This is a genomic window from Streptomyces sp. NPDC059582, assembly GCF_042735715.1.
GTDB lineage: Bacteria > Actinomycetota > Actinomycetes > Streptomycetales > Streptomycetaceae > Streptomyces.
Genome location: NZ_JBHWCC010000002.1, coordinates 1 through 18,005 on the forward strand (window position 1 = coordinate 1; position 18,005 = coordinate 18,005).

Consider the following 18,005-nt stretch of genomic DNA (forward strand, 5'->3'; position numbering starts at 1 on the left):
CGCCACGGCACTAGGACACCGGACGCACCACCATCGCCGAGCCGCCGCCCCGGCGTACCGTCTCGGCGGCGGCCAGCCACTTGCCGTTCGGCAGCCGCTGGATGCCGGTCGCGGCGCCGATCTCCGGGTTCGGCTTGAAACTGTGCCCGAGGGCTTCGAGCTGTGCCCTGAGGGGGCTGTCGTAGAGCCCCGGTTCGAGTTCGGTCTGGGCCGCGTTGCGCTGGCTGGCGCGGGGGGCGGCGATCGCGTCGACGAGCGGCATGCGCCGGTCGAGGAACTCGGTGAGGGTCTGGAGCACGGTGGTGATGATGGTCGCGCCGCCCGGTGAACCGAGCGCGACCACCGGCTTGTCGTGCCGGTCGAGCACGATCGTCGGGGAGATCGACGACCGCGGCCGCTTGCCGGGCCCCGGCAGGTTCGGGTCGGGCACGGCCGGGTTCGCCGGGGTGAAGGAGAAGTCCGTCAGCTCGTTGTTGAGGAGGAAGCCGCGGCCGGGGACGGTGATGCCGCTGCCGCCGGTCTGCTCGATGGTGAGGGTGTACGAGACGACGTCGCCCCACTTGTCGGCGACCGTCAGATGCGTGGTGTTCTCGCCCTCGTACGTCGTCGGGGCCGCCGTGCCGCCGGTGGCGCAGGCCGCCGGGTGACGGGGGTCGCCGGGTGCGACGGGGCTGGTGAGGACGGCGTCGTCCTTGATGAGGCAGGCGCGCGAGTCGGCGTACCGCTGCGAGAGCAGGTCCTTCGTCGGCACGTCCTCGAAGGCGGGGTCGCCGACCCAGCGCCCGCGGTCCGCGAACGCGATCCTGCTGGCTTCGACGAAGTGGTGCAGGTACTGCGCCTCGCTCGCCTTGGACAGGTTCGTGCGCTCCAGGATGTTGAGGGCCTCGCCGACCGTGGTGCCGCCGGAGGAGGAGGGCGCGATGGAGTAGACGCCGAGGCCGCGGTAGTCGGTCCTGGTGGGTGCCTGGAGCTTGGCGCGGTAGACCGCGAGGTCGTCGGTCGACAGCTTGCCGGGACGGGCGTTCCAGCCGGACGCCTCGTCCACGGGCGGGTTGTCGACCGTCCTGAGGATGTCCTTGCCGAGGTCACCCCGGTAGATCGCGTCGACGCCCCTGCGGCCCAGCTCCTCGTAGGTGCGCGCGAGGTCCGGGTTCTTGAACGTCGAGCCGACGACGGGCAGCCGGCCGCCGGGAAGGAACAGGTCGGCGGTGTCGGGGAAGTAGCGGAACCGGGTCTCGTTGGACGCGGTCTGGCTGCGGAAGGTGTCGTCCACGGTGAAGCCGTCACGGGCCAGGCGCTCGGCGGGCCGCAGCACCGTGCCGAGCTTCCTGCTGCCCCACTTGTCCAGCGCCGTGGCCCAGGTGGCGGGGGTGCCCGGGGTGCCGACGCTCAGGCCGCTGCTGACGGCGTCGGCGAAGGCGAGCGGCTTGCCGTTCTCCACGAAGAGGCCGGAGTCGGCGGTCAGCGGGGCGGTCTCGCGGCCGTCGATGGTGTGCACGGTGCGGGACCTGGCGTCGTAGTAGACGAAGTAGCCGCCTCCGCCGATCCCGGAGGAGTAGGGCTCGGTGACGCCGAGGGCGGCGGCGGTGGCGACGGCCGCGTCGACCGCGTTGCCGCCCTTCTTCAGCACCTCGATACCGGCGGCCGAGGCGTCCGCGTCGACGCTGGCGACCGCGCCGCCGTAGCCGACGGCGACCGGGACCTTTCCGGCGGCCGGGCCGCCGGGGGCGGGCGGCGCCGCCGCTCCCACCGACACCACGGCGGCCGAGACCACCAGGACCGTCAGTTTCCTCGCGACAGGGCGACGCATCCGCACCTCCAGTCAAGGGACCGTTCGCGCAGCGTAACGACATTGACCTGACCTCAACAGTCTCATTCCGGCTGCTGTGGCGCGATCTCCACGCCCGCCACGCTTCGAACATCGGTACGTACCAGTCACCCGGGCCCGCTAGCATGCGCGCCCATGACCGACCTCGTGTTCTTCATCGTCCTGGGTGTGGCGCCGGCCGGCCTCGGCGCCGCTCTCGGCTGGCTGGCCCGTACCCATCTGTGGCAGCGGCGGCTGCGGCGCAAGCAGGCCTTCTTCGGGCTGCCCGACAACTCCGAGTCGCTGCTGGTGGTCAACCGCGAGGCGGGCGGACCCGAGCTGACGGTGCTGCGGCACGACGTGTTCGCCCTGCTGGAGCTGGCCGCGCTCATCAAGAACTGCAACGCGAACGCCCAGGTCGTCGCGCACGACGCGGCCCAGCAGGGGTTCGGCGAGCGCACCGAGTTCTGCGTGGGGGGACCGGCCTCCAACCGTCGCATGGCCGCCCATCTCGCCTCCCTGCTGCCCGGGGTGCGGGTCAATGTCGACGCCGAGGCCGGTCCCGACCGTGGCGCGTTCCAGATAGGCAGCGAGCTCCACCGGCTGGAGCCGGGCAAGAGCGAGTACGTGATCCTCGCCCGGCTCACGGCGGGCCAGCGCAAGGAATCCCGCCCGGTGTTCCTCTTCTGCGGTCAGCGGGCCATCACCAACCAGGCCGCCACCCGCTATCTCGCGCGCAATCACGAGCGGCTGGCCCGCAAGCACGGCAACGCCTCCTTCGCCCTGCTGCTGAAGGTGGTCAACTCGCAGGCGTACGGCCCCGACGTCGTCGAACTCGTCGCCGACGTGACGCGCGCGGCCCAGGCGCCTCTGCCGTCCCCGGAGCCCGAAGCCGAGCCCGCCAAGGCCGCCAAGCCCGCCAGGTCGGCCAAGACCTCACACCGCGCCTCCTGAGTTCACGCACCGCCCAACAATCGTTACTGGCACGTAACTTACCGACGGGTTACCTACGGTAAAGAGCGGAGGTTACCGTCGGGTCACTTTGCAGTGGGCGCGCGTGAGGAGTGAGCCGTGGGACAGCATCGCAAGGCCCTGCGTACGACCGCCGTGGGCGCCGTCTCCGCGACCCTGATCGCCGGCGGCGTCCTCGGGTACGCCCCCGCCGCGCAGGCGGCCGCCCCCGGCGTCCGCTTCGTCGACATCACCGGCGGCGACGGCGCCGTCCTCAAGGCGAACGTCGTCACACCGGCGGGCTCGGACGGCACCCGCCGCTACCCGCTGATCGTGCTGCCCACGAGCTGGGGCCTGCCCCAGGTGCAGTACCTCGCGCAGGCGCGCAAGCTCGCCGACTCCGGCTACATCGTGCTCACCTACAACGTGCGCGGCTTCTGGCAGTCGGGCGGCGAGATCGAGGTGGCGGGGCCTCTCGACATGGCCGACGCGTCCAAGGTCGTCGACTGGGCACTCGCCAACACCCCCGCCGACGCCCGGCACATCGGCATGGCGGGCGTCTCCTACGGCGCCGGCATCAGCCTGCTCGCCGCCGCGCACGACAAGCGGATCAAGGCCGTCGCCGCGCTCAGCGGCTGGGCGGACCTGATCGGCTCCATCTACTCCGGCCGCACCCAGCACGCCCAGGCCGCCGCCCTGCTGGACGTCGCGGGCAAGGTCACCGGCCACGAGAGCCCCGAGGTCGCACAGGTCTTCTCGGACTTCTTCGCCTCCGACCTGTCCCGGGAACAGGAGATCATCGACTGGGGGAAGACCCGTTCCGCCGGGACCTACGTCGACCGGCTCAACGACAACAACCCGGCCGTGCTGCTCGCCAACACCTGGGGCGACACGATCTTCCCGCCCAACCAGTACGCGGACTTCTACGAGAAGCTGACCGGCCCCAAGCGCCTGGAGTTCCGCCCCGGCGACCACGCGACCGCCGAGATCCCCGGACTGTTCGGCCTGCCCAACGACGTGTGGACGGACACCGGGCGCTGGTTCGACCACTACCTCAAGGGCGAGGACAACGGCATCGACCGCGAACAGCCGGTCCAGCTCAAGTCCCGCTCCACGGGCGGCTACGAGGGCTACCCGGACTGGAAGTCGGTCGGCGCCGCCACCCGGAAGTTCGACCTGGCCGGCACCACCACGATCCGCGCCAACGTCGACTCCGGCGCGGACGGCGGGATCGTCTTCCTGTCGAGCATTCTCGACCAGATCGCCCGGGTCCCCCCGGTGGCGTCGATCCCGCTGCTCCCCCGCCGCTGGGCGGCCGTCTGGCAGTCGCAGCAGTACGCCACCGCTCAACGGGTGCGCGGCACCGCCCGCCTGCACACGACGGTCACCCCGACCAAGGAGAGCGGCACCCTCGTCGCCTATCTGTACGACGTAGGGCCGCTCGGCCTCGGCAAGCTGATCAGCAACGCGCCGTACACCTTCCACGCAGTCACGCCCGGCCGGCCGTTCGGCCTCGACCTGGACCTCTTCTCCACGGCGTACGACGTTCCGGCCGGACACCGGCTCGCCCTGGTCGTCGACACGGTCGACCCGCTCTACATCGAGCACAACCCGTCCGGCGCGCAGCTGACCTTCTCCTCGCCGGCGGACGACCCGTCGTACGTGACGGTTCCGCTGCGCGAGCAGTGATCTCCGGCCGCGGCCGGGCGGGTATGGCTCTGTGAGCTGCCGCCCCTACGGTCGAGGGGCCGTGGGCGGTTCCCCACCCGGCAGCAGCGTCCCCGGTTCGGCCGCGGCGACGTGCGCGGCTTCGGTCTTGGGACTGCGCTGCTCCCGCCGGGACACCCAGCCGGCGAACCAGGAGAGCAGCATGCACATCCCGATGTAGATCGGTGAGATCACCATCACCACGGGGATGAACGGCAAATCGTAGTCGAGGTTCGAGGCGATGAGCTTCCCGGCGTGGAGGAACTCCTCGTAGGTGATAAGGAAGCCGAGCGAGGTGTCCTTCAGGGCCACCACCAGCTGGCTGATGATGGCGGGCAGCATGGCCCGCACCGCTTGGGGCAGCAGGACGTACGACATGACCTGCGACTTGCGCATGCCGAGCGCGAACGCGGCCTCCCGCTGGCCGCGTTCGACGGAGTTGACACCCGAGCGGAACACCTCGGCGAGCACGGAGCCGTTGTAGAGGGTCAGTCCGGCGACCAGGGCGGGCAGCGGCTGCACCTTCAGCGCCACGAACACGAAGAAGATCATCACCAGTACGGGCATGGCGCGGAAGAACTCCACGACGACCGTGGCCGGCCAGCGCACCCACCGGTGGTCCGACAGCCGCCCGGTCGCCAGCGCACCGCCCAGCGCCAGCGACAGGACCGCCGCGATGGCGAAGGCCTTCAGCGTGTTGCCGAGGCCGCGCAGCAGGAGTTCCTGGATGCCCTTGTACTCGAAGGGCATCCACTTCGTGTAGGTGAACTGGTCGGTGGCGAACAGGAGATAGACGATCCAGCCGAGCAGGGCGAGGATCACCACGGTGGACAGGACACCGTAGATCCGGTGCCGCTGCCGGGTCCGGGGACCCGGCACGTCGTAGAGGGCGGTGGCGGTTGCGGGTGTCAACGGGCGACTCCCCACTTCTTCTCCAGCACGTTGAACAGCGCGCTGATGGCGAGCGTGATGATCAGGTATCCGACGGCGATCCAGACGAACGTCCAGACGATGTTGTAGCCGAGTTCGCTGAGGGTCTTGTACGTGCCGAGCAGCTCGGTGACGCTGAACGCGCCCGCGATCGCGGAGTTCTTGGCGAGCGCGATGAGGGTCGAGCCGACCGGCGGGATCACGGAGCGGAACGCCTGCGGCAGGACGACCAGGTTCAGGGTCTGCGCGAAGTTCATCCCGAGGCTGCGGGCCGCCTCGCCCTGCCCCTTGGGCACGGTGTTGATGCCGGATCGCAGGGCCTCGCAGATGAACGCCGAGGTGTAGCAGCCCAGGGCCAGGACGGCGAACAGCTGGAAGGGCAGGACCAGTCCGAACCTGGGCAGTCCGAGCAGCACCGCGAAGAACAGCAGGGTCAGCGGGGTGTTGCGCAGCACGGTCACCCACGCGGTGCCGAAGACCCGCAGCGAGCGGACCGGGGCGACGCGGAAGGAGGCCATCAGGAAGCCGAGGACGAGGGCCAGCACGGAGGCGTAGACGGTGAGTTCGACCGTGCCGAGAAAACCCTCGGCATAGAGGGAGAAGTTGTCTGTCAGTACGTTCATGAGCCGCCCTGGTAGCGGTCGATCGGGGGCGGGGTCGGCGCGGGCACGCCGGACAGGCCGAGAGTGGCCTCGTACGCCTTCTTCCAGTCGCCGTTCTTCTCACGGGCCTCCAACGCGTCGTCGAGGGCGAACCGCAGGGCGTTGTCGCCGTTCGGGACGCCGATGCCGTACGGCTCCTTCGAGAAGGGTCTGCCGACGACCTTGAGCTCGTGGGGAAGTTTCGCCGCGTAGCCGATGAGGATGGCGTCGTCGGTGGTGACGGCGTCGACCTGGTAGGTGAGCAGGTTGTCGACACAGACGGAGTAGGTGTCGTAGGCGACCAGGACCGCTTTCGGGAACTCGTCCTTGATGCGCTGGTACGGCGTCGAACCGGTCACCGAGCACACCCGTCTGCCGTCGAGGTCCTGCGGGCCGTGGATGTCGTTCTCGTCGGCGCGCACCAGCAGCGACTGTCCGGCCAGGTAGTAGGGACCGGCGAAGCCGACGAGCTTCTTGCGGTTGTCGTTGATGGTGTAGGTGCCGACGTAGAAGTCGATCTGGCCGTTCTGGAGGGCGGTCTCGCGGTTCGCGGAGGCGATCGTCTTGAAGCGGATCGACTTCGGGCCGAAGCCGAGGGAGGCGGCCATCATCCTGGCGATCTCGATGTCGAAGCCGGAGTAGCCGCCGCTCGCCGGGTCCTTCTCGCCCAGGTACGGCTGGTCCTCCTTGACGCCGACGACCAGGTGTCCGCGCTTCTTCGCCCGGGTCCAGGTCTTGGACTCGGGGAGCTTGAACCCCTCGTCCACCTGGTAGTGGGGGAGCTTCTCGGCCGCGGGTCCCTTGCCGGGCGGGCTGCCCTCCTTGCCGCAGGCGACGGCGAGGACGAGGGCGAGCAGCACGGCCGGGGCGGCGGACACACGTGGGGTACGGAACATGGGTCGCACTCCCCGCTCAGTGCTTGAGGATCTTGGAGAGGAAGTCCTTGGCGCGGTCGGTGCGCGGGTTGGTGAAGAACTCCTCCGGAGCGCGGTCCTCGATGACCCGGCCGTCGGCCATGAACACCACGCGGTTGGCCGCCGAGCGGGCGAAGCCCATCTCGTGGGTGACGACGACCATGGTCATGCCCTCCCGGGCGAGCTGCCGCATGACCTCGAGGACCTCGTTGATCATCTCGGGGTCGAGGGCCGAGGTCGGCTCGTCGAACAGCAGCGCCTTCGGCTCCATGGCGAGGGCGCGGGCGATGGCCACGCGCTGCTGCTGGCCCCCGGAGAGCTGGGCGGGGTACTTGGGCGCCTGGGAGGCGAGTCCCACGCGGTCGAGGAGTTCGAGGGAGCGCTTGTCGGCGTCCTCCCTGCGGTGCTTGCGGACCTTGATCTGTCCCAGGGAGACGTTCTGCAGGACGGTCTTGTGGGCGAAGAGGTTGAAGGACTGGAAGACCATGCCGACGTCGGCGCGGAGGCGGGCGAGATCCCTGCCCTCCTCGGGCAGCAGCCTGCCGTCGAGTCTGATCGTGCCGGACTCGATCGGCTCCAGCCGGTTGATCGCCCTGCACAGCGTCGACTTGCCCGACCCGGACGGGCCGATGACCACGACCACCTCCCCCTTGCCGACCGTGAGGTTGATGTCCTGCAGGACATGCAACTCCCCGAAGTGCTTGTTGACGTCCTTCAGCTCGATCAACGGATCGACAGCCATGCCCACCGTCACTCACCCTCAGCTGTGTCGTGGTCGCCGCAAACTATCCAGCCGGGGATCGAGGTCCCGCACGACACGCACTTTCCGGGCATTAGCCGTATTTACGGCGAACGGGTGTTCCGTGGTTCAGGGGTTCATGGCTTCATGGGGGTACGAGCACCTGGGCCCAGGGCGGCTCACGGGGTCACGGACCTGAGGACTTACGAGGTCACCGGGTCTACGGGTTCACGCCTCGGCCACCTCCGCGTACAGCTGCGACAGCTCGGGAACTCCGCTCGCGGCCCACTCGTGCCCGGCGGCGACGACGTCGAACTCCCGGCCGGAGGCGAGCCGCACGACGGGCTGTCCGCCGGGCCAGACCTCCCAGACGGCGCCCACGACGGTGCGCACGATGACCGTCCCGAGGTAGAGCCCCGCGTCGTTGCCGAGCCAGGGCAGCACCTCCGCGTCGTCGCGCCAGCGCGGTACCAACTGGTCGAGCGCCTCCAACGAGGCGGCGGAATCGTCGAGTCGGACGCCCTCCTGGGACGCCTGTGAGCGCAGCAGCTCACACTCGGAGAGGAGTTCGGCGACACCCTCGGGGTCGGCGGAGAACGCCGCGCCGTCGCTCTTCTTGCGCCGGTGGCCCAGGAAAGGGATGTTCATACGTCCAGCCTGTCATTCGTATCGGCGTACGCACCACAGGCGCGCGCGGATGGTCGTGTCCGGTGGATTTCACCCGGCGTTCGCGCATGGCTCGTTGACCGGGGCCCGGAGCGTCCCTACCTTCGCGGTGCGTATGCGTGCGACGGGTGAGCGGGAGGAGTCCGTACGTGCCCCGAGGTGTCCGCAGTCTCCCGCTGGCGCTCGCCCTGTCGGCCACGGCACTGGTGCCGGCGTCCGCCGCGCGGGCCAACGCGTCGCCCCCGTCCCTCCCGCTGCCGCTGGAGCGGCTCTTCGACAACACGGCCGTGAGTGACGACGACCGCCCCGGCGAGGCGGACTTCGACGGCTCGGGCGCCTCCCTGTCCGCGCGGGATCTCACGGCGGCGGGCTGGACGCCCGGCGGCTCGATCACCGTGCAGGGGGCCCGGCTGAGCCGGCCGCGAGGCGCGCCCGGCGAGCCGGACAACGTCCGGGCCGCCGGGCAGGAGGTGCGTCTCGGCGGGCGCGGCGACGCCCTCGCCTTCCTGGTGGCCGGCACCCGCGGCACCGAGGTGAGCGGCACGGGCACGGTCGCGTACAAGGACGGCACCCGCTCCTCGTACCTGCTCACCGCCCCCGACTGGCGCACCGGCCCGCTCGCCACGAAGGCGGTCGCGCTCCCGCACGTCAACACACCCGGCGGCCGGCTCGACGAGAAGGCACGGCTGTACGTCGTGACCGTCCCGATCGCGCCGGGCCACACGGTCGCCTCGGTCCGGCTGCCCTGCGCGGACGGACTGCACGTCTTCGCGCTGTCGGTGCGGGCGGCCTGGCACCACGGCCGCCCGGGGAACCGGTGGACCGGCACCTGGGCCACGGCGACGTCCGGCTACACCGCCGTGGGGCCGTGGACCGACCGCACACTGCGGCTCGTGGTGCACACCTCGGTGGGCGGCCCACGGGTGCGGCTGCGCTTCGACAACACCTTCGCCGCCACCGCGGTGCGGATCGGCGCCGCGACGGTGGCGGTGCGCGGGGCGGGCGCGGCGGCCCGGGAGGTGCCGGTGCGGCTGACCTTCCGGGGCGCGGCGGGCGTCGACGTCCCGGCGGGGACACAGGCGGTCAGCGATCCGCTCGGCTTCCAGGTGCCCGCCGACGCCGAACTGCTGGTGAGCTTCCACCTCCCCGGCACGGTGACGGCGGTCCCCGTGCACCGGCTCGCGGTCCAGCAGTCGTACCTGAGCGCGCCGGGCGACCACACGGCGGACGGCTCGGCGGTGTCCTACACCTCGGCACTGACGACCTGGCCGCTGCTGACCGGGGTGGACGTGAGCGGAGGGCCGGGGTCCGTGGTCGCGCTGGGCGACTCGATCACCGACGGGGACCGGTCGACACCGGACGCCAACCGGCGCTGGCCCGACGTGCTCGCCGCCCGGCTGCTGCGGCAGAGCGCGGTCCCCCACTACGGCGTCCTCAACCAGGGCATCTCCGGCAACCGTGTGGTCAGCGACCGCTACCCCGGGGACGGGATCTCCACGGACGCGGCCGGAGTGAGCGCGCTGCACCGCCTCGACCGGGACGTGTTCGCCCAGACCTCGGCGCGTACGGCGGTCGTGTTCGAGGGCGTGAACGACCTGATCGCGGGCGCGGACGCACCGCAGGTCATCGCCGGGCTGCGGGAGATCGCGGACCGGGTCCACGCGCGCGGGCTGCGGGTGCTGGCGGCGACGATCCTGCCCTGCGGGGGAACCTCCCGCTGCCCGGCGGCGGTCGACGCCGAGCGGACCGCGGTCAACGCCTGGATCCGGGGTTCCGGGGTGTTCGACGGCGTCCTCGACTTCGACGCCGTGCTGCGCGACCCGGCCGCCCCCACACGCATGCTGCCCGTGTACGACAGCGGGGACCACCTGCATCCCGGGGACGCCGGGCTGGCGGCCCTGGCGGACTCGGTGGACCTGACGCTGCTGTGACCGGGACGGCCGGCAGCAGGTGGCGGGCGGGCGGGCGGGCGGGCGGGCGGGCGGGCGGGCGGCAGCAAACGGCTGGGGGCGGGGGCGGCTGTGGGGCTACACGTCCAGGTCGACGACCACCGGCGCGTGGTCCGATGCGCCCTTGCCCTTGCGCTCCTCGCGGTCCACGTACGCGTCACCGACCGCCTTCGCGAACGGCTCGTTGCCGTACACCAGGTCGATGCGCATGCCGCGGTTCTTGGGGAAGCCGAGCTGGCGGTAGTCCCAGTACGTGTACGGGCGGTCGTACTTCAGGGGCCGCGGCACCACGTCGGACAGACCCGTCCCGCGCAGTTCGGCCAGCGCGGCACGCTCGGCGGGCGTGACATGGGTGAGGCCCTCGAAGACGGCCACGTCGAAGACGTCGTCGTCCGTCGGCGCCACGTTGTAGTCACCGAGGACGGCGAACGGACGGCTGCCGCCCGCGTCGCCCGCCACGGCCGCCCTCAGGGCCTCGAACCACTGGAGCTTGTACGCGTAGTGCGGGTGCCCGACCTCCCGCCCGTTCGGCACGTACACCGACCAGACGCGGACCGGGCCGCAGGTCGCCGAGACCGCGCGGGGCTCCACCGCACCCTCGTAACCGGGGTCGCCTGGCAGGCCCTTGACCACGTCCTCCAGGCCGACACGCGAGATCACCGCGACGCCGTTCCACCGGCCGGTCGCGTTCACCGCCGCCTCGTAGCCCAGCTCGCGCAGCTGGTCGAACGGGAACTGCGCCTCGGCGATCTTGGCCTCCTGGAGGCACAGCACGTCCGTGCCGCTGCTCTCCAGCCAGGCCAGCAGCCTCGGCAGGCGGGCGGTGATCGAGTTCACGTTCCAGGTGGCGATGCGCATGTCCCACAACCTACCGGGCGGGTACGACAACGGCCCCGCTCACCCGCTCCCCGGCCGCCCACCCGCTCGTCGCGCGCCCGCCAGTGCCGTGGCAGGCAACGTTGGCCCGTGCAGGAGCGGCATCCGGTGCGTGCTCCCGGCGGGCCGGCCGGACGTCCTCGTACTGGTCGTACTCGGGCTTTCGGCCGGTGCGGCGAGAGGGCGCGCCGGGCATCGCGACGGGGCGAACGTCGCCCGCTGCGGCACTAGACCTCCGCCGAGGCGCCCGGCGTCAGCCGCAGGTGCTCCGCGCCGCCCAGGGCGCCGATCTGGCGGTCGTAGATCGGACGGGCGAGGTCGGTGAGCAGCGCGTCGTGGATGTCGTAGGCACGCTGCGGCTTGACCTCGCGGACGTACTCGATGACCTCGGAGATCTTGTTCCACGGGGCCATCACCGGGAGCATCAGCGTCTCCACCGGGTGGTCCGGGACGGTGAGCGCGTCGCCGGGGTGGAAGACGCGTCCGCCGTCGACGAGGTAGCCGACGTTGGTGATGCGCGGGATGTCCGGGTGGATCACCGCGTGCAGCTCACCGTGGACCTGCACGTCGAAGCCCGCCGCGGTGAACGTGTCGCCGTGGCCGACGGTGTGCACCCGGCCCGGGAACGCGGCCGCGATCTGCTCCGCGACGGACCTCAGCGTCCAGATCTCGGCGGCCGCGTTCGCCTCCAGGGCGGCCCGCAGCCGCCCCTCGTCGAAGTGGTCCGGGTGCTCGTGCGTGACGAGGATGGCGTCCGCGCCGACCGCGGCGTCCTCCTCGCTGTATCCCCCGGGGTCGAGGACGAGCGTCCGCCCGTCCTTCTCGAGACGGACGCAGGCGTGCGACTTCTTCGTGAGCTTCATGATTCCCATCCTGCCCCCGCCGGCCCGGCGGCGGGCCGCTCAGGCCCGTGCTTCCACCACCCGGCAGCCGATCACTCGGCGGGAGTGGTCTCCTCCCGGATGACCCGCTGGGCCACCCTGAACGCGCTGTTCGCCGCCGGCACCCCGCAGTAGACCGCGGCCTGGAGCAGCACTTCCTTGATCTCGTCCGGGGTGAGGCCGTTGCGCAGCGCGGCCCGGGTGTGGAAGGCCAGCTCGTCGAGATGGCCGCCCGCGACCAGGGCGGTGAGCGTGACACAGCTGCGCGAGCGCCGGTCGAGACCGGGCCGGTCCCAGATCTCGCCCCACGCGTAGCGGGTGATGAACTCCTGGAAGTCCCCCGAGAACTCGTCGGCCTGCGACAGCGCCCGGTCGACATGCGCGTCGCCGAGCACCTCTCGGCGCACCTTGAGCCCGGTCTCGTACCGGTCCGAGCTCCCGCCGGACCGCGGCGGCACGACGGCCGGCGCGATCGCGGCGATGGGCGCGGTGGGCTGGGGCGCGGACAGCGCCGGCTTGACCGGGACGGGCGGGATGGCGACCTGGCCGGTGGCCGAGTCGAAGGCGGGCTGCCAGGCGGTCGAGAAGTGGTGGACGAGCAGGTCCGTGACAGCGGCCGGCTGTTCCACGGGCACCAGATGGGACGCGCCGGGGACGACCGCCAGCCGGGCGTCCGGAATGCCGGCGACCAGGGTACGGGCCTCGGCGGGACCGGTGACCTGGTCCTCGGAGCCGACCAGGACCAGGGTCGGCACACCGACCCGGGCCAGTTCGTGCCGCACGTCGAACGCGGCGAGCGCCTCACAGGCCGCGATGTAGCAGCCGGGGTCGGTGGTGCGCACCATCTGCACCGCCCACTCGGTGATCGCGGGCTGGGCGGCCGCGAAGCCGCCGGTGAACCAGCGGTCCGGGGAGGTGCGGGCGATGGGGTCGAGGCCGTTCGTGCGGACTATCACCCCGCGCTGCCGGAACTCGTCGGCCGTCCCGAACCGGGGCGAGGCGGCCATCACCACGAGCGAGGCCAGCCGCCCCGGGTGCCGCAGGGCCAGCTCGACACCGATCGCGCCGCCGAGCGCGCAGCCCGCGTACGCGAAGCGCTGCACGCCGACCGCGTCGAGCGTGGCGAGCAGCCGGGCGGTCAGCTCGGACACCGCACCGGCCGGGTACGCGGGCGCCCCGCCGTGCCCCGGCAGATCGAACCGGAAGACCCTCCACTGCCTGGTCAACTCCGGGACCTGGCGGTCCCACATGTGCCATGTGGTACCCAGAGAGGGACCCAGGATCAGGACGGGAGCCTCTTCTGGCCCGTCAAAGCGGTATTGCAGGGTGTTCGGTGGTGTCTCGCTCACCCGTCTGAGCCTCTCATCTCTCACGGAAGCCCCTATAGCGGGGGCCTGCATGAAGGCGTACCACATCGTGCCACCAGGGCCGAAACGGCACAGGTCACGTCCCGGCTGAGCACAGCGCTCGGCGCCGGGCGACGTGTAGCGCCACGGTCGGCTATCAGGTCGGCGAAGCTGTCTCGGGCCGCGCGACGAAGCGGGCAAGGTCCTCGGCGGCGTCGCGGCGCAGACCGGCGACCACCGCCTCCGGCGAAGGCGTGATCTCGGCCCGCAGCCGCGCGCCGAGCTCTGGCAGCGAAGCCCCGGCCGAAGCAGGGGCATCGACGGCAGCGAGGAGCAGGTCGCCCTCGTAGAGGGAGGCGCCGAGCAGCGGCTTCTCGATCAGCAAGCGCACGGCGCGTGGAAGGACGTGCTGCTCCATGACCCGGCCAAGCGCCGGCCGAGTGCACGGATCCGTCCGGTCAATTGTTCGACGCGTTGGGCCGGCAGGCACAGCGTGATACGGGTGGCCTGGAGCACGTCGTGCCCCGCACCGTCATCGTCCTCGACGCCGCCGAAGCGCGCCGGGTTGCCCTGCCCCGCCAACTCCTCCCGCGGGACGGGATCCGCGGTGACCAGCACGGCCTTGAGCTGATTGACCGCTTGCGTGCGCGCCTTGAGCGCGGAGGCCTTCGCAGTTCGAACATCCGGGCGCTCCGTACCGGCCCGTCGCCGGCCTTGGCCCGAACGCGCGCCCGGCCACTCAGGACCGCCCCCACCGCCTCCTGCGCATCGACCGGGTCCGACTCCCCTTCCTACGGCGAGCCGCACGATCGGACCGGTTACGTCGGTCACCTCTGGCGACCGGATACGCCGCCTGCTCGGACGGACCCACATGGTGTACTTCGACGGACTGGTGACGGACCGGCGGTACGCTTCCGAGCTGCTGCCGGCGCTGGTCGCCGAGCACGCGGCCCACTCGTACCGGGCCGACTCCACGCTGACGCCCAGCCGCGGGGCGCCGGACACGACCCGGTGGCACTGGCTTACGCGACGCCGGATCAGGTGCGGAACAGTACGTACCGGTGCACGGCGCCCGGACCGTTCGGGGAAGCGGTCGAGACGGCACCACAGGCAGTGGATCACCCCGTCCCAATCTCCGGGTAACGTCAAGGTATGAGTCATCCACACCCCGAACTGAAAGCCGCCCCGCCCCTTCCCGAGGGAGGGCTGAGGGTCGTCGCCCTGGGCGGTCTGGGTGAGATCGGCCGCAACATGACGGTCTTCGAGCATGCCGGCAAGTTGCTGATCGTCGACTGCGGCGTGCTGTTCCCCGAGGAGACCCAGCCCGGCGTGGATGTGATCCTGCCGGACTTCACCTCGATCCGGGACCGGCTGGACGACATCGTGGCCGTGGTGCTCACCCACGGCCACGAGGACCATATCGGCGGCGTGCCGTACCTGCTGCGCGAGCGGTCCGACATTCCCGTCGTCGGCTCCAAGCTGACGCTGGCGTTCCTGGAGGCCAAGCTCAAGGAACACGGCATCCGGCCGCGCACGGTGCGGGTGCGGGAGGGCGACCGGCGCGGCTTCGGGCCCTTCGACTGCGAGTTCGTGGCGGTCAACCACTCCATCCCTGACGGCCTCGCGGTCGCGATCCGCACCGGCGCCGGGATGGTGCTGCACACGGGTGACTTCAAGATGGACCAGTTCCCGCTGGACGACCGCATCACCGATCTGCGGGCCTTCGCCCGCCTCGGTGAGGAGGGCGTGGACCTGTTCCTCACCGACTCCACCAACGCCGAAGTACCCGGCTTCACCACCTCCGAGCGTGAGCTGAACCCGGCGATCGAGCAGGTGATGCGCACCGCGCCGCGTCGAGTCATCGTCTCCAGCTTCGCCAGCCATGTGCACCGCATCCAGCAGGTCCTGGACGCCGCCCATCAGCACGGCCGCAAGGTCGCCTTCGTCGGCCGGTCGATGGTCCGCAACATGGGCATCGCCCGTGACCTGGGCTATCTGAAGGTCCCGTCCGGTCTGGTCGTGAGCACGAAGGAGCTGGAGAAGCTCCCGGACCACAAGATCACTCTGGTGTGCACCGGCTCCCAGGGCGAACCGATGGCCGCGCTGTCACGGATGGCCAACCGCGACCACATGATCCGCATCGGCAAGGGCGACACGGTCCTGCTCGCCAGTTCCCTCATCCCCGGCAACGAGAACGCCATCTACCGGGTGATCAACGGACTCACCCGGTGGGGCGCCCACGTGGTCCACAAGGGCAACGCCAAGGTGCACGTCTCCGGGCATGCCAGCGCCGGCGAACTCGTCTACTGCTACAACATCGTCAAGCCCCGCAACGTCATGCCCGTGCACGGCGAATGGCGCCACCTGCGGGCCAACGGCGACCTCGCCATCCGTACCGGCGTCGACCCCGACCGGGTCGTCATCGCCGAGGACGGCGTCGTCGTCGACCTCGTCGACGGGCGCGCGTCCATCACCGGCAAGGTCCCCGCCGGCAACGTCTACGTGGACGGCATGGAGGTCGGCGGCGCCACCGAAGCGTCCCTCAAGGACCGCCTCACCCTCGCCGCCGAAGGTGTGGTCACGGTGGTGGCGATCGTCGACGCCGACACCGGCGCCCTCGCCGAGGCCCCGGACTTCCTGGCCCGCGGCTTCGTCCACGACGACACCACCTTCGAACCGGTCATCCCCGTCATCGAGAAGACCCTGGCCACCGCGGCCGAGGAAGGCGTCGGGGACGCGCACCAACTCGAACAGCTCCTCGCCCGCGCCGTGGCGAACTGGGCGTTTCGCACCCACCGCCGCAGGCCCCTCATCATCCCCGTCATCATCGACGCCTGAGCCACAGCCGGGCAGCACGGTCCCGGTTCCGGTACCGGTCGGCGATGAAGCGGCGCAGGTGGCCTCACAGGGCGGGGGGGGGGGAACGGTCCGATCAGGGAGAGGCGTTTCAGCGGGAGAGGGCGAGGACGCCCAGGGCGCTGTCCTGCTCGTCGACCACCGGCAGGGCACCGGGCCGACGCGTGCGCATCGCGTGCTCGGCTTCGGCCATCGTGGTGACCGGTGAGGTGAACGACTCGCAGTCGCCGAGGAGGTCGCGCAGGCGGACGCGGTCCGTGTGGTCGGAGCCGTCCGGACGGCGGCGAGTTCGGTCTGGGTGACCAGGCCGGTGCACTGGCCGTCCTGGTCGCAGACGACCAGTCGGCCCGTGCGGGCGGCGGCCATGACGGACAGTGCCGCCTCGACGCTCATGTCGTCACAGACCTGCGGTCCGTGGCCAGTCGCAGCCTGACGGAGCGGGCGTACGGTGTGAGCGCGTCGGTCACCTGTTGCGCCGGCTCACGCGTCGGTACGCGCATCAGCCCCAGCGGCTGGCGGGGCTCGGCACGCTGTCCAGCGGTGCGGGCGTTCGTACGTGTGCGGTTCATGCGGAACCCTCCTCGTCGGTCGCGGCGGGGTTGACCATGCTGTCCAGCCGACCGCGAAGCCGTGACCTGTCTCGTGGCACAGCATCCGCCTGCTCCAGCCCCAGTGGCGCAGTGGCGCAGTGGCGCAGTGGCGCAGTGGCGCAGCCCGAGGGTGACGTGTCTACGGCGGGCACCCCGCCAGGCCTGGTCATTACCAGGGGCGGGTGATGGTGTTGGTGTCGAGGGTGACCGAGCCATTGATGGCCAGAGCCTGTCCGTGGATGGTGACGCCGGCGTTCACGGTGATGGAGGTCAGGGCCAGGATCCTGCCCGCGAAGGCGGTGTCGGTGCCGAGAGTGGCTGAGCTTCCGATTTGCCAGATCACGTTCCTGGCCGTGGCACCGTTGATGAGGAGCACGCGACTGGCCGTTGCCGTGGTCAACGTGGATCCGATGCGGAAAACCCATTCGGCGTTGCGGTCGCCCTGGGCGTCCAGGGTGAGCGTGCCGGTGAGAGCGAGGGACGTGGGGGCGTTGTAGACGCCGGGAGTCAGCGTCAGGCCGCCGAGGTCTCCGGGAACGTCGAAGTCCGGGGGCTGGGCGACGGCGGTGTCGTAGGTGGCGATGAGATCGGGGTGAGCCTGAAGGGCATCGGCGTCGCTGATGTGGATGTGCCGTGCACCTGACCGGGCGGGAATCCGGTGACGGACGTTCCCGTACTCACCCCGAGATCACCGGTGACTTCGGAGGGGCCGGTGTTGGTGACCGACGCGCCGCCCAGTACCGCGAAGTCCCGGCGGTTCGCGTAGTCCCGGTACTCCCCGAGATCGGACCCGTCGCCACGGATCCAGCCTCCCCCGCGGTCTCGACCGTGGCGGGTGGCGCCGAGGACCAACACCGCCGCGGCCACCCACCGGACGGAGTTGACGAAGCCGAGGCCGAACAAGATCACGATGAGAAGCAAACGAACACTGTGGGCCTCCCCGGAGCGGAACAAGGGCATCACTGCCGGGGGCTGGGGCCCGCATCAACAGCATGGCCCTCCCCAGAGGTTGCGGATAGCGGCCCACGTCAGCGTCTCCACCGGGACCGGATGGCCACTTCACGGACGGTCGTTACGACCTGTGCCAGTTCGTCCCGAGCGAGGGGCCGAGGATGAGGACCGGGGCGTCTTCGGGTCCGTCGAAGCGGTACT

Annotated in this window: 18 protein-coding genes and 2 pseudogenes; 5 read left to right on the forward strand and 15 right to left on the reverse strand. The window is 70.9% G+C overall.

Annotated features, from left to right (window positions below):
• Nucleotides 1–10: 10 nt before the first annotated feature.
• Nucleotides 11–1,810 carry a gamma-glutamyltransferase gene (gene ggt / locus ACFV0T_RS02070; protein WP_385773433.1) on the reverse strand — a complete coding sequence of 600 codons (1,800 nt, stop codon included), beginning with the start codon at nucleotides 1,808–1,810 and terminating at the stop codon, nucleotides 11–13.
• 153 nt (nucleotides 1,811–1,963) lie between these two features.
• Here ggt and ACFV0T_RS02075 point away from each other — a divergent pair, with 153 nt between their 5' ends.
• Nucleotides 1,964–2,761, forward strand: a complete 798-nt coding sequence (locus tag ACFV0T_RS02075; RefSeq protein ID WP_385773435.1) for a hypothetical protein — start codon at nucleotides 1,964–1,966, stop codon at nucleotides 2,759–2,761.
• 117 nt (nucleotides 2,762–2,878) lie between these two features.
• Complete coding sequence (locus tag ACFV0T_RS02080; RefSeq protein WP_385773437.1) at nucleotides 2,879–4,447, forward strand: alpha/beta fold hydrolase; 1,569 nt, start codon at nucleotides 2,879–2,881, stop codon at nucleotides 4,445–4,447.
• 45 nt (nucleotides 4,448–4,492) lie between these two features.
• Here the strand turns inward: ACFV0T_RS02080 and ACFV0T_RS02085 are convergent, their stop codons facing one another.
• The 5 genes from ACFV0T_RS02085 to ACFV0T_RS02105 form a co-directional block, all read right to left on the reverse strand.
• A complete protein-coding gene (locus ACFV0T_RS02085) occupies nucleotides 4,493–5,377 on the reverse strand; it encodes an amino acid ABC transporter permease (RefSeq protein ID WP_385773439.1) in 885 nt (294 codons plus the stop codon).
• Nucleotides 5,374–6,018, reverse strand: coding sequence for an amino acid ABC transporter permease (locus ACFV0T_RS02090; RefSeq protein ID WP_385773441.1), 645 nt, complete (start codon nucleotides 6,016–6,018; stop codon nucleotides 5,374–5,376). Before ACFV0T_RS02090 ends, ACFV0T_RS02085 begins: the two co-directional genes overlap by 4 nt.
• Nucleotides 6,015–6,932 carry a glutamate ABC transporter substrate-binding protein gene (locus tag ACFV0T_RS02095; protein ID WP_385773443.1) on the reverse strand — a complete coding sequence of 306 codons (918 nt, stop codon included), beginning with the start codon at nucleotides 6,930–6,932 and terminating at the stop codon, nucleotides 6,015–6,017. Before ACFV0T_RS02095 ends, ACFV0T_RS02090 begins: the two co-directional genes overlap by 4 nt.
• A gap of 16 nt (nucleotides 6,933–6,948) precedes the next feature.
• A complete protein-coding gene (locus ACFV0T_RS02100) occupies nucleotides 6,949–7,692 on the reverse strand; it encodes an amino acid ABC transporter ATP-binding protein (protein WP_385773445.1) in 744 nt (247 codons plus the stop codon).
• 225 nt (nucleotides 7,693–7,917) lie between these two features.
• On the reverse strand, nucleotides 7,918–8,337 hold the full coding sequence (locus tag ACFV0T_RS02105) for a DUF6278 family protein (RefSeq protein ID WP_385773447.1): 420 nt from the start codon (nucleotides 8,335–8,337) through the stop codon (nucleotides 7,918–7,920).
• Nucleotides 8,338–8,504: 167 nt separating this feature from the next.
• Here ACFV0T_RS02105 and ACFV0T_RS02110 point away from each other — a divergent pair, with 167 nt between their 5' ends.
• Complete coding sequence (locus tag ACFV0T_RS02110; protein WP_385773448.1) at nucleotides 8,505–10,286, forward strand: SGNH/GDSL hydrolase family protein; 1,782 nt, start codon at nucleotides 8,505–8,507, stop codon at nucleotides 10,284–10,286.
• A gap of 96 nt (nucleotides 10,287–10,382) precedes the next feature.
• Here ACFV0T_RS02110 and ACFV0T_RS02115 read toward each other — a convergent pair whose 3' ends face one another.
• From ACFV0T_RS02115 to ACFV0T_RS02135, 5 genes are all read right to left on the reverse strand, one after another.
• Entirely contained in the window at nucleotides 10,383–11,162 is a 780-nt protein-coding gene (locus tag ACFV0T_RS02115) for an exodeoxyribonuclease III (RefSeq protein WP_385773450.1), read from the reverse strand.
• A 245-nt stretch (nucleotides 11,163–11,407) separates the two neighbouring features.
• Nucleotides 11,408–12,043 carry an MBL fold metallo-hydrolase gene (locus ACFV0T_RS02120; RefSeq protein WP_385773452.1) on the reverse strand — a complete coding sequence of 212 codons (636 nt, stop codon included), beginning with the start codon at nucleotides 12,041–12,043 and terminating at the stop codon, nucleotides 11,408–11,410.
• A 71-nt stretch (nucleotides 12,044–12,114) separates the two neighbouring features.
• Nucleotides 12,115–13,410: a 4-carboxymuconolactone decarboxylase gene (pcaC, locus tag ACFV0T_RS02125; RefSeq protein WP_385773454.1), complete on the reverse strand. Its 1,296-nt coding sequence runs from the start codon at nucleotides 13,408–13,410 to the stop codon at nucleotides 12,115–12,117.
• Nucleotides 13,411–13,564: 154 nt separating this feature from the next.
• Nucleotides 13,565–13,792: a hypothetical protein gene (locus ACFV0T_RS02130; RefSeq protein WP_385773456.1), complete on the reverse strand. Its 228-nt coding sequence runs from the start codon at nucleotides 13,790–13,792 to the stop codon at nucleotides 13,565–13,567.
• A complete protein-coding gene (locus ACFV0T_RS02135; protein WP_385773458.1) occupies nucleotides 13,786–14,025 on the reverse strand; it encodes a hypothetical protein in 240 nt (79 codons plus the stop codon). Before ACFV0T_RS02135 ends, ACFV0T_RS02130 begins: the two co-directional genes overlap by 7 nt.
• Nucleotides 14,026–14,242: 217 nt before the next feature.
• Here ACFV0T_RS02135 and ACFV0T_RS02140 point away from each other — a divergent pair.
• Both ACFV0T_RS02140 and ACFV0T_RS02145 read left to right on the forward strand, forming a co-directional pair.
• Nucleotides 14,243–14,511: pseudogene (locus tag ACFV0T_RS02140) on the forward strand (SMI1/KNR4 family protein); the annotation flags it as partial.
• Nucleotides 14,512–14,559: 48 nt separating this feature from the next.
• Nucleotides 14,560–16,245, forward strand: a complete 1,686-nt coding sequence (locus ACFV0T_RS02145) for a ribonuclease J (RefSeq protein ID WP_385773460.1) — start codon at nucleotides 14,560–14,562, stop codon at nucleotides 16,243–16,245.
• Nucleotides 16,246–16,354: 109 nt separating this feature from the next.
• Here ACFV0T_RS02145 and ACFV0T_RS02150 read toward each other — a convergent pair.
• The 4 genes and pseudogenes from ACFV0T_RS02150 to ACFV0T_RS02165 form a co-directional block, all read right to left on the reverse strand.
• Nucleotides 16,355–16,656, reverse strand: a pseudogene (locus ACFV0T_RS02150) (CBS domain-containing protein).
• On the reverse strand, nucleotides 16,653–16,832 hold the full coding sequence (locus tag ACFV0T_RS02155) for a hypothetical protein (RefSeq protein ID WP_385773992.1): 180 nt from the start codon (nucleotides 16,830–16,832) through the stop codon (nucleotides 16,653–16,655). Before ACFV0T_RS02155 ends, ACFV0T_RS02150 begins: the two are co-directional and overlap by 4 nt.
• A 190-nt stretch (nucleotides 16,833–17,022) precedes the next feature.
• Complete coding sequence (locus ACFV0T_RS02160; RefSeq protein WP_385773973.1) at nucleotides 17,023–17,481, reverse strand: ice-binding family protein; 459 nt, start codon at nucleotides 17,479–17,481, stop codon at nucleotides 17,023–17,025.
• Nucleotides 17,367–17,762: a hypothetical protein gene (locus ACFV0T_RS02165; RefSeq protein WP_385773462.1), complete on the reverse strand. Its 396-nt coding sequence runs from the start codon at nucleotides 17,760–17,762 to the stop codon at nucleotides 17,367–17,369. Before ACFV0T_RS02165 ends, ACFV0T_RS02160 begins: the two co-directional genes overlap by 115 nt.
• Nucleotides 17,763–18,005 lie beyond the last annotated feature (243 nt).

Excerpts from the sequence above, each read along its gene's own strand:
- ggt (WP_385773433.1), bottom strand. The coding sequence starts at position 1,810 with ATGCGTCGCCCTGTCGCGAGGAAACTGACGGTCCTGGTGGTCTCGGCC.
- ACFV0T_RS02075 (WP_385773435.1), top strand. The coding sequence starts at position 1,964 with ATGACCGACCTCGTGTTCTTCATCGTCCTGGGTGTGGCGCCGGCCGGC.
- ACFV0T_RS02090 (WP_385773441.1), bottom strand. The coding sequence starts at position 6,018 with ATGAACGTACTGACAGACAACTTCTCCCTCTATGCCGAGGGTTTTCTC.
- ACFV0T_RS02095 (WP_385773443.1), bottom strand. The coding sequence starts at position 6,932 with ATGTTCCGTACCCCACGTGTGTCCGCCGCCCCGGCCGTGCTGCTCGCC.
- ACFV0T_RS02100 (WP_385773445.1), bottom strand. The coding sequence starts at position 7,692 with ATGGCTGTCGATCCGTTGATCGAGCTGAAGGACGTCAACAAGCACTTC.
- ACFV0T_RS02105 (WP_385773447.1), bottom strand. The coding sequence starts at position 8,337 with ATGAACATCCCTTTCCTGGGCCACCGGCGCAAGAAGAGCGACGGCGCG.
- ACFV0T_RS02115 (WP_385773450.1), bottom strand. The coding sequence starts at position 11,162 with ATGCGCATCGCCACCTGGAACGTGAACTCGATCACCGCCCGCCTGCCG.
- ACFV0T_RS02120 (WP_385773452.1), bottom strand. The coding sequence starts at position 12,043 with ATGAAGCTCACGAAGAAGTCGCACGCCTGCGTCCGTCTCGAGAAGGAC.
- ACFV0T_RS02145 (WP_385773460.1), top strand. The coding sequence starts at position 14,560 with ATGAGTCATCCACACCCCGAACTGAAAGCCGCCCCGCCCCTTCCCGAG.
- ACFV0T_RS02155 (WP_385773992.1), bottom strand. The coding sequence starts at position 16,832 with ATGAACCGCACACGTACGAACGCCCGCACCGCTGGACAGCGTGCCGAG.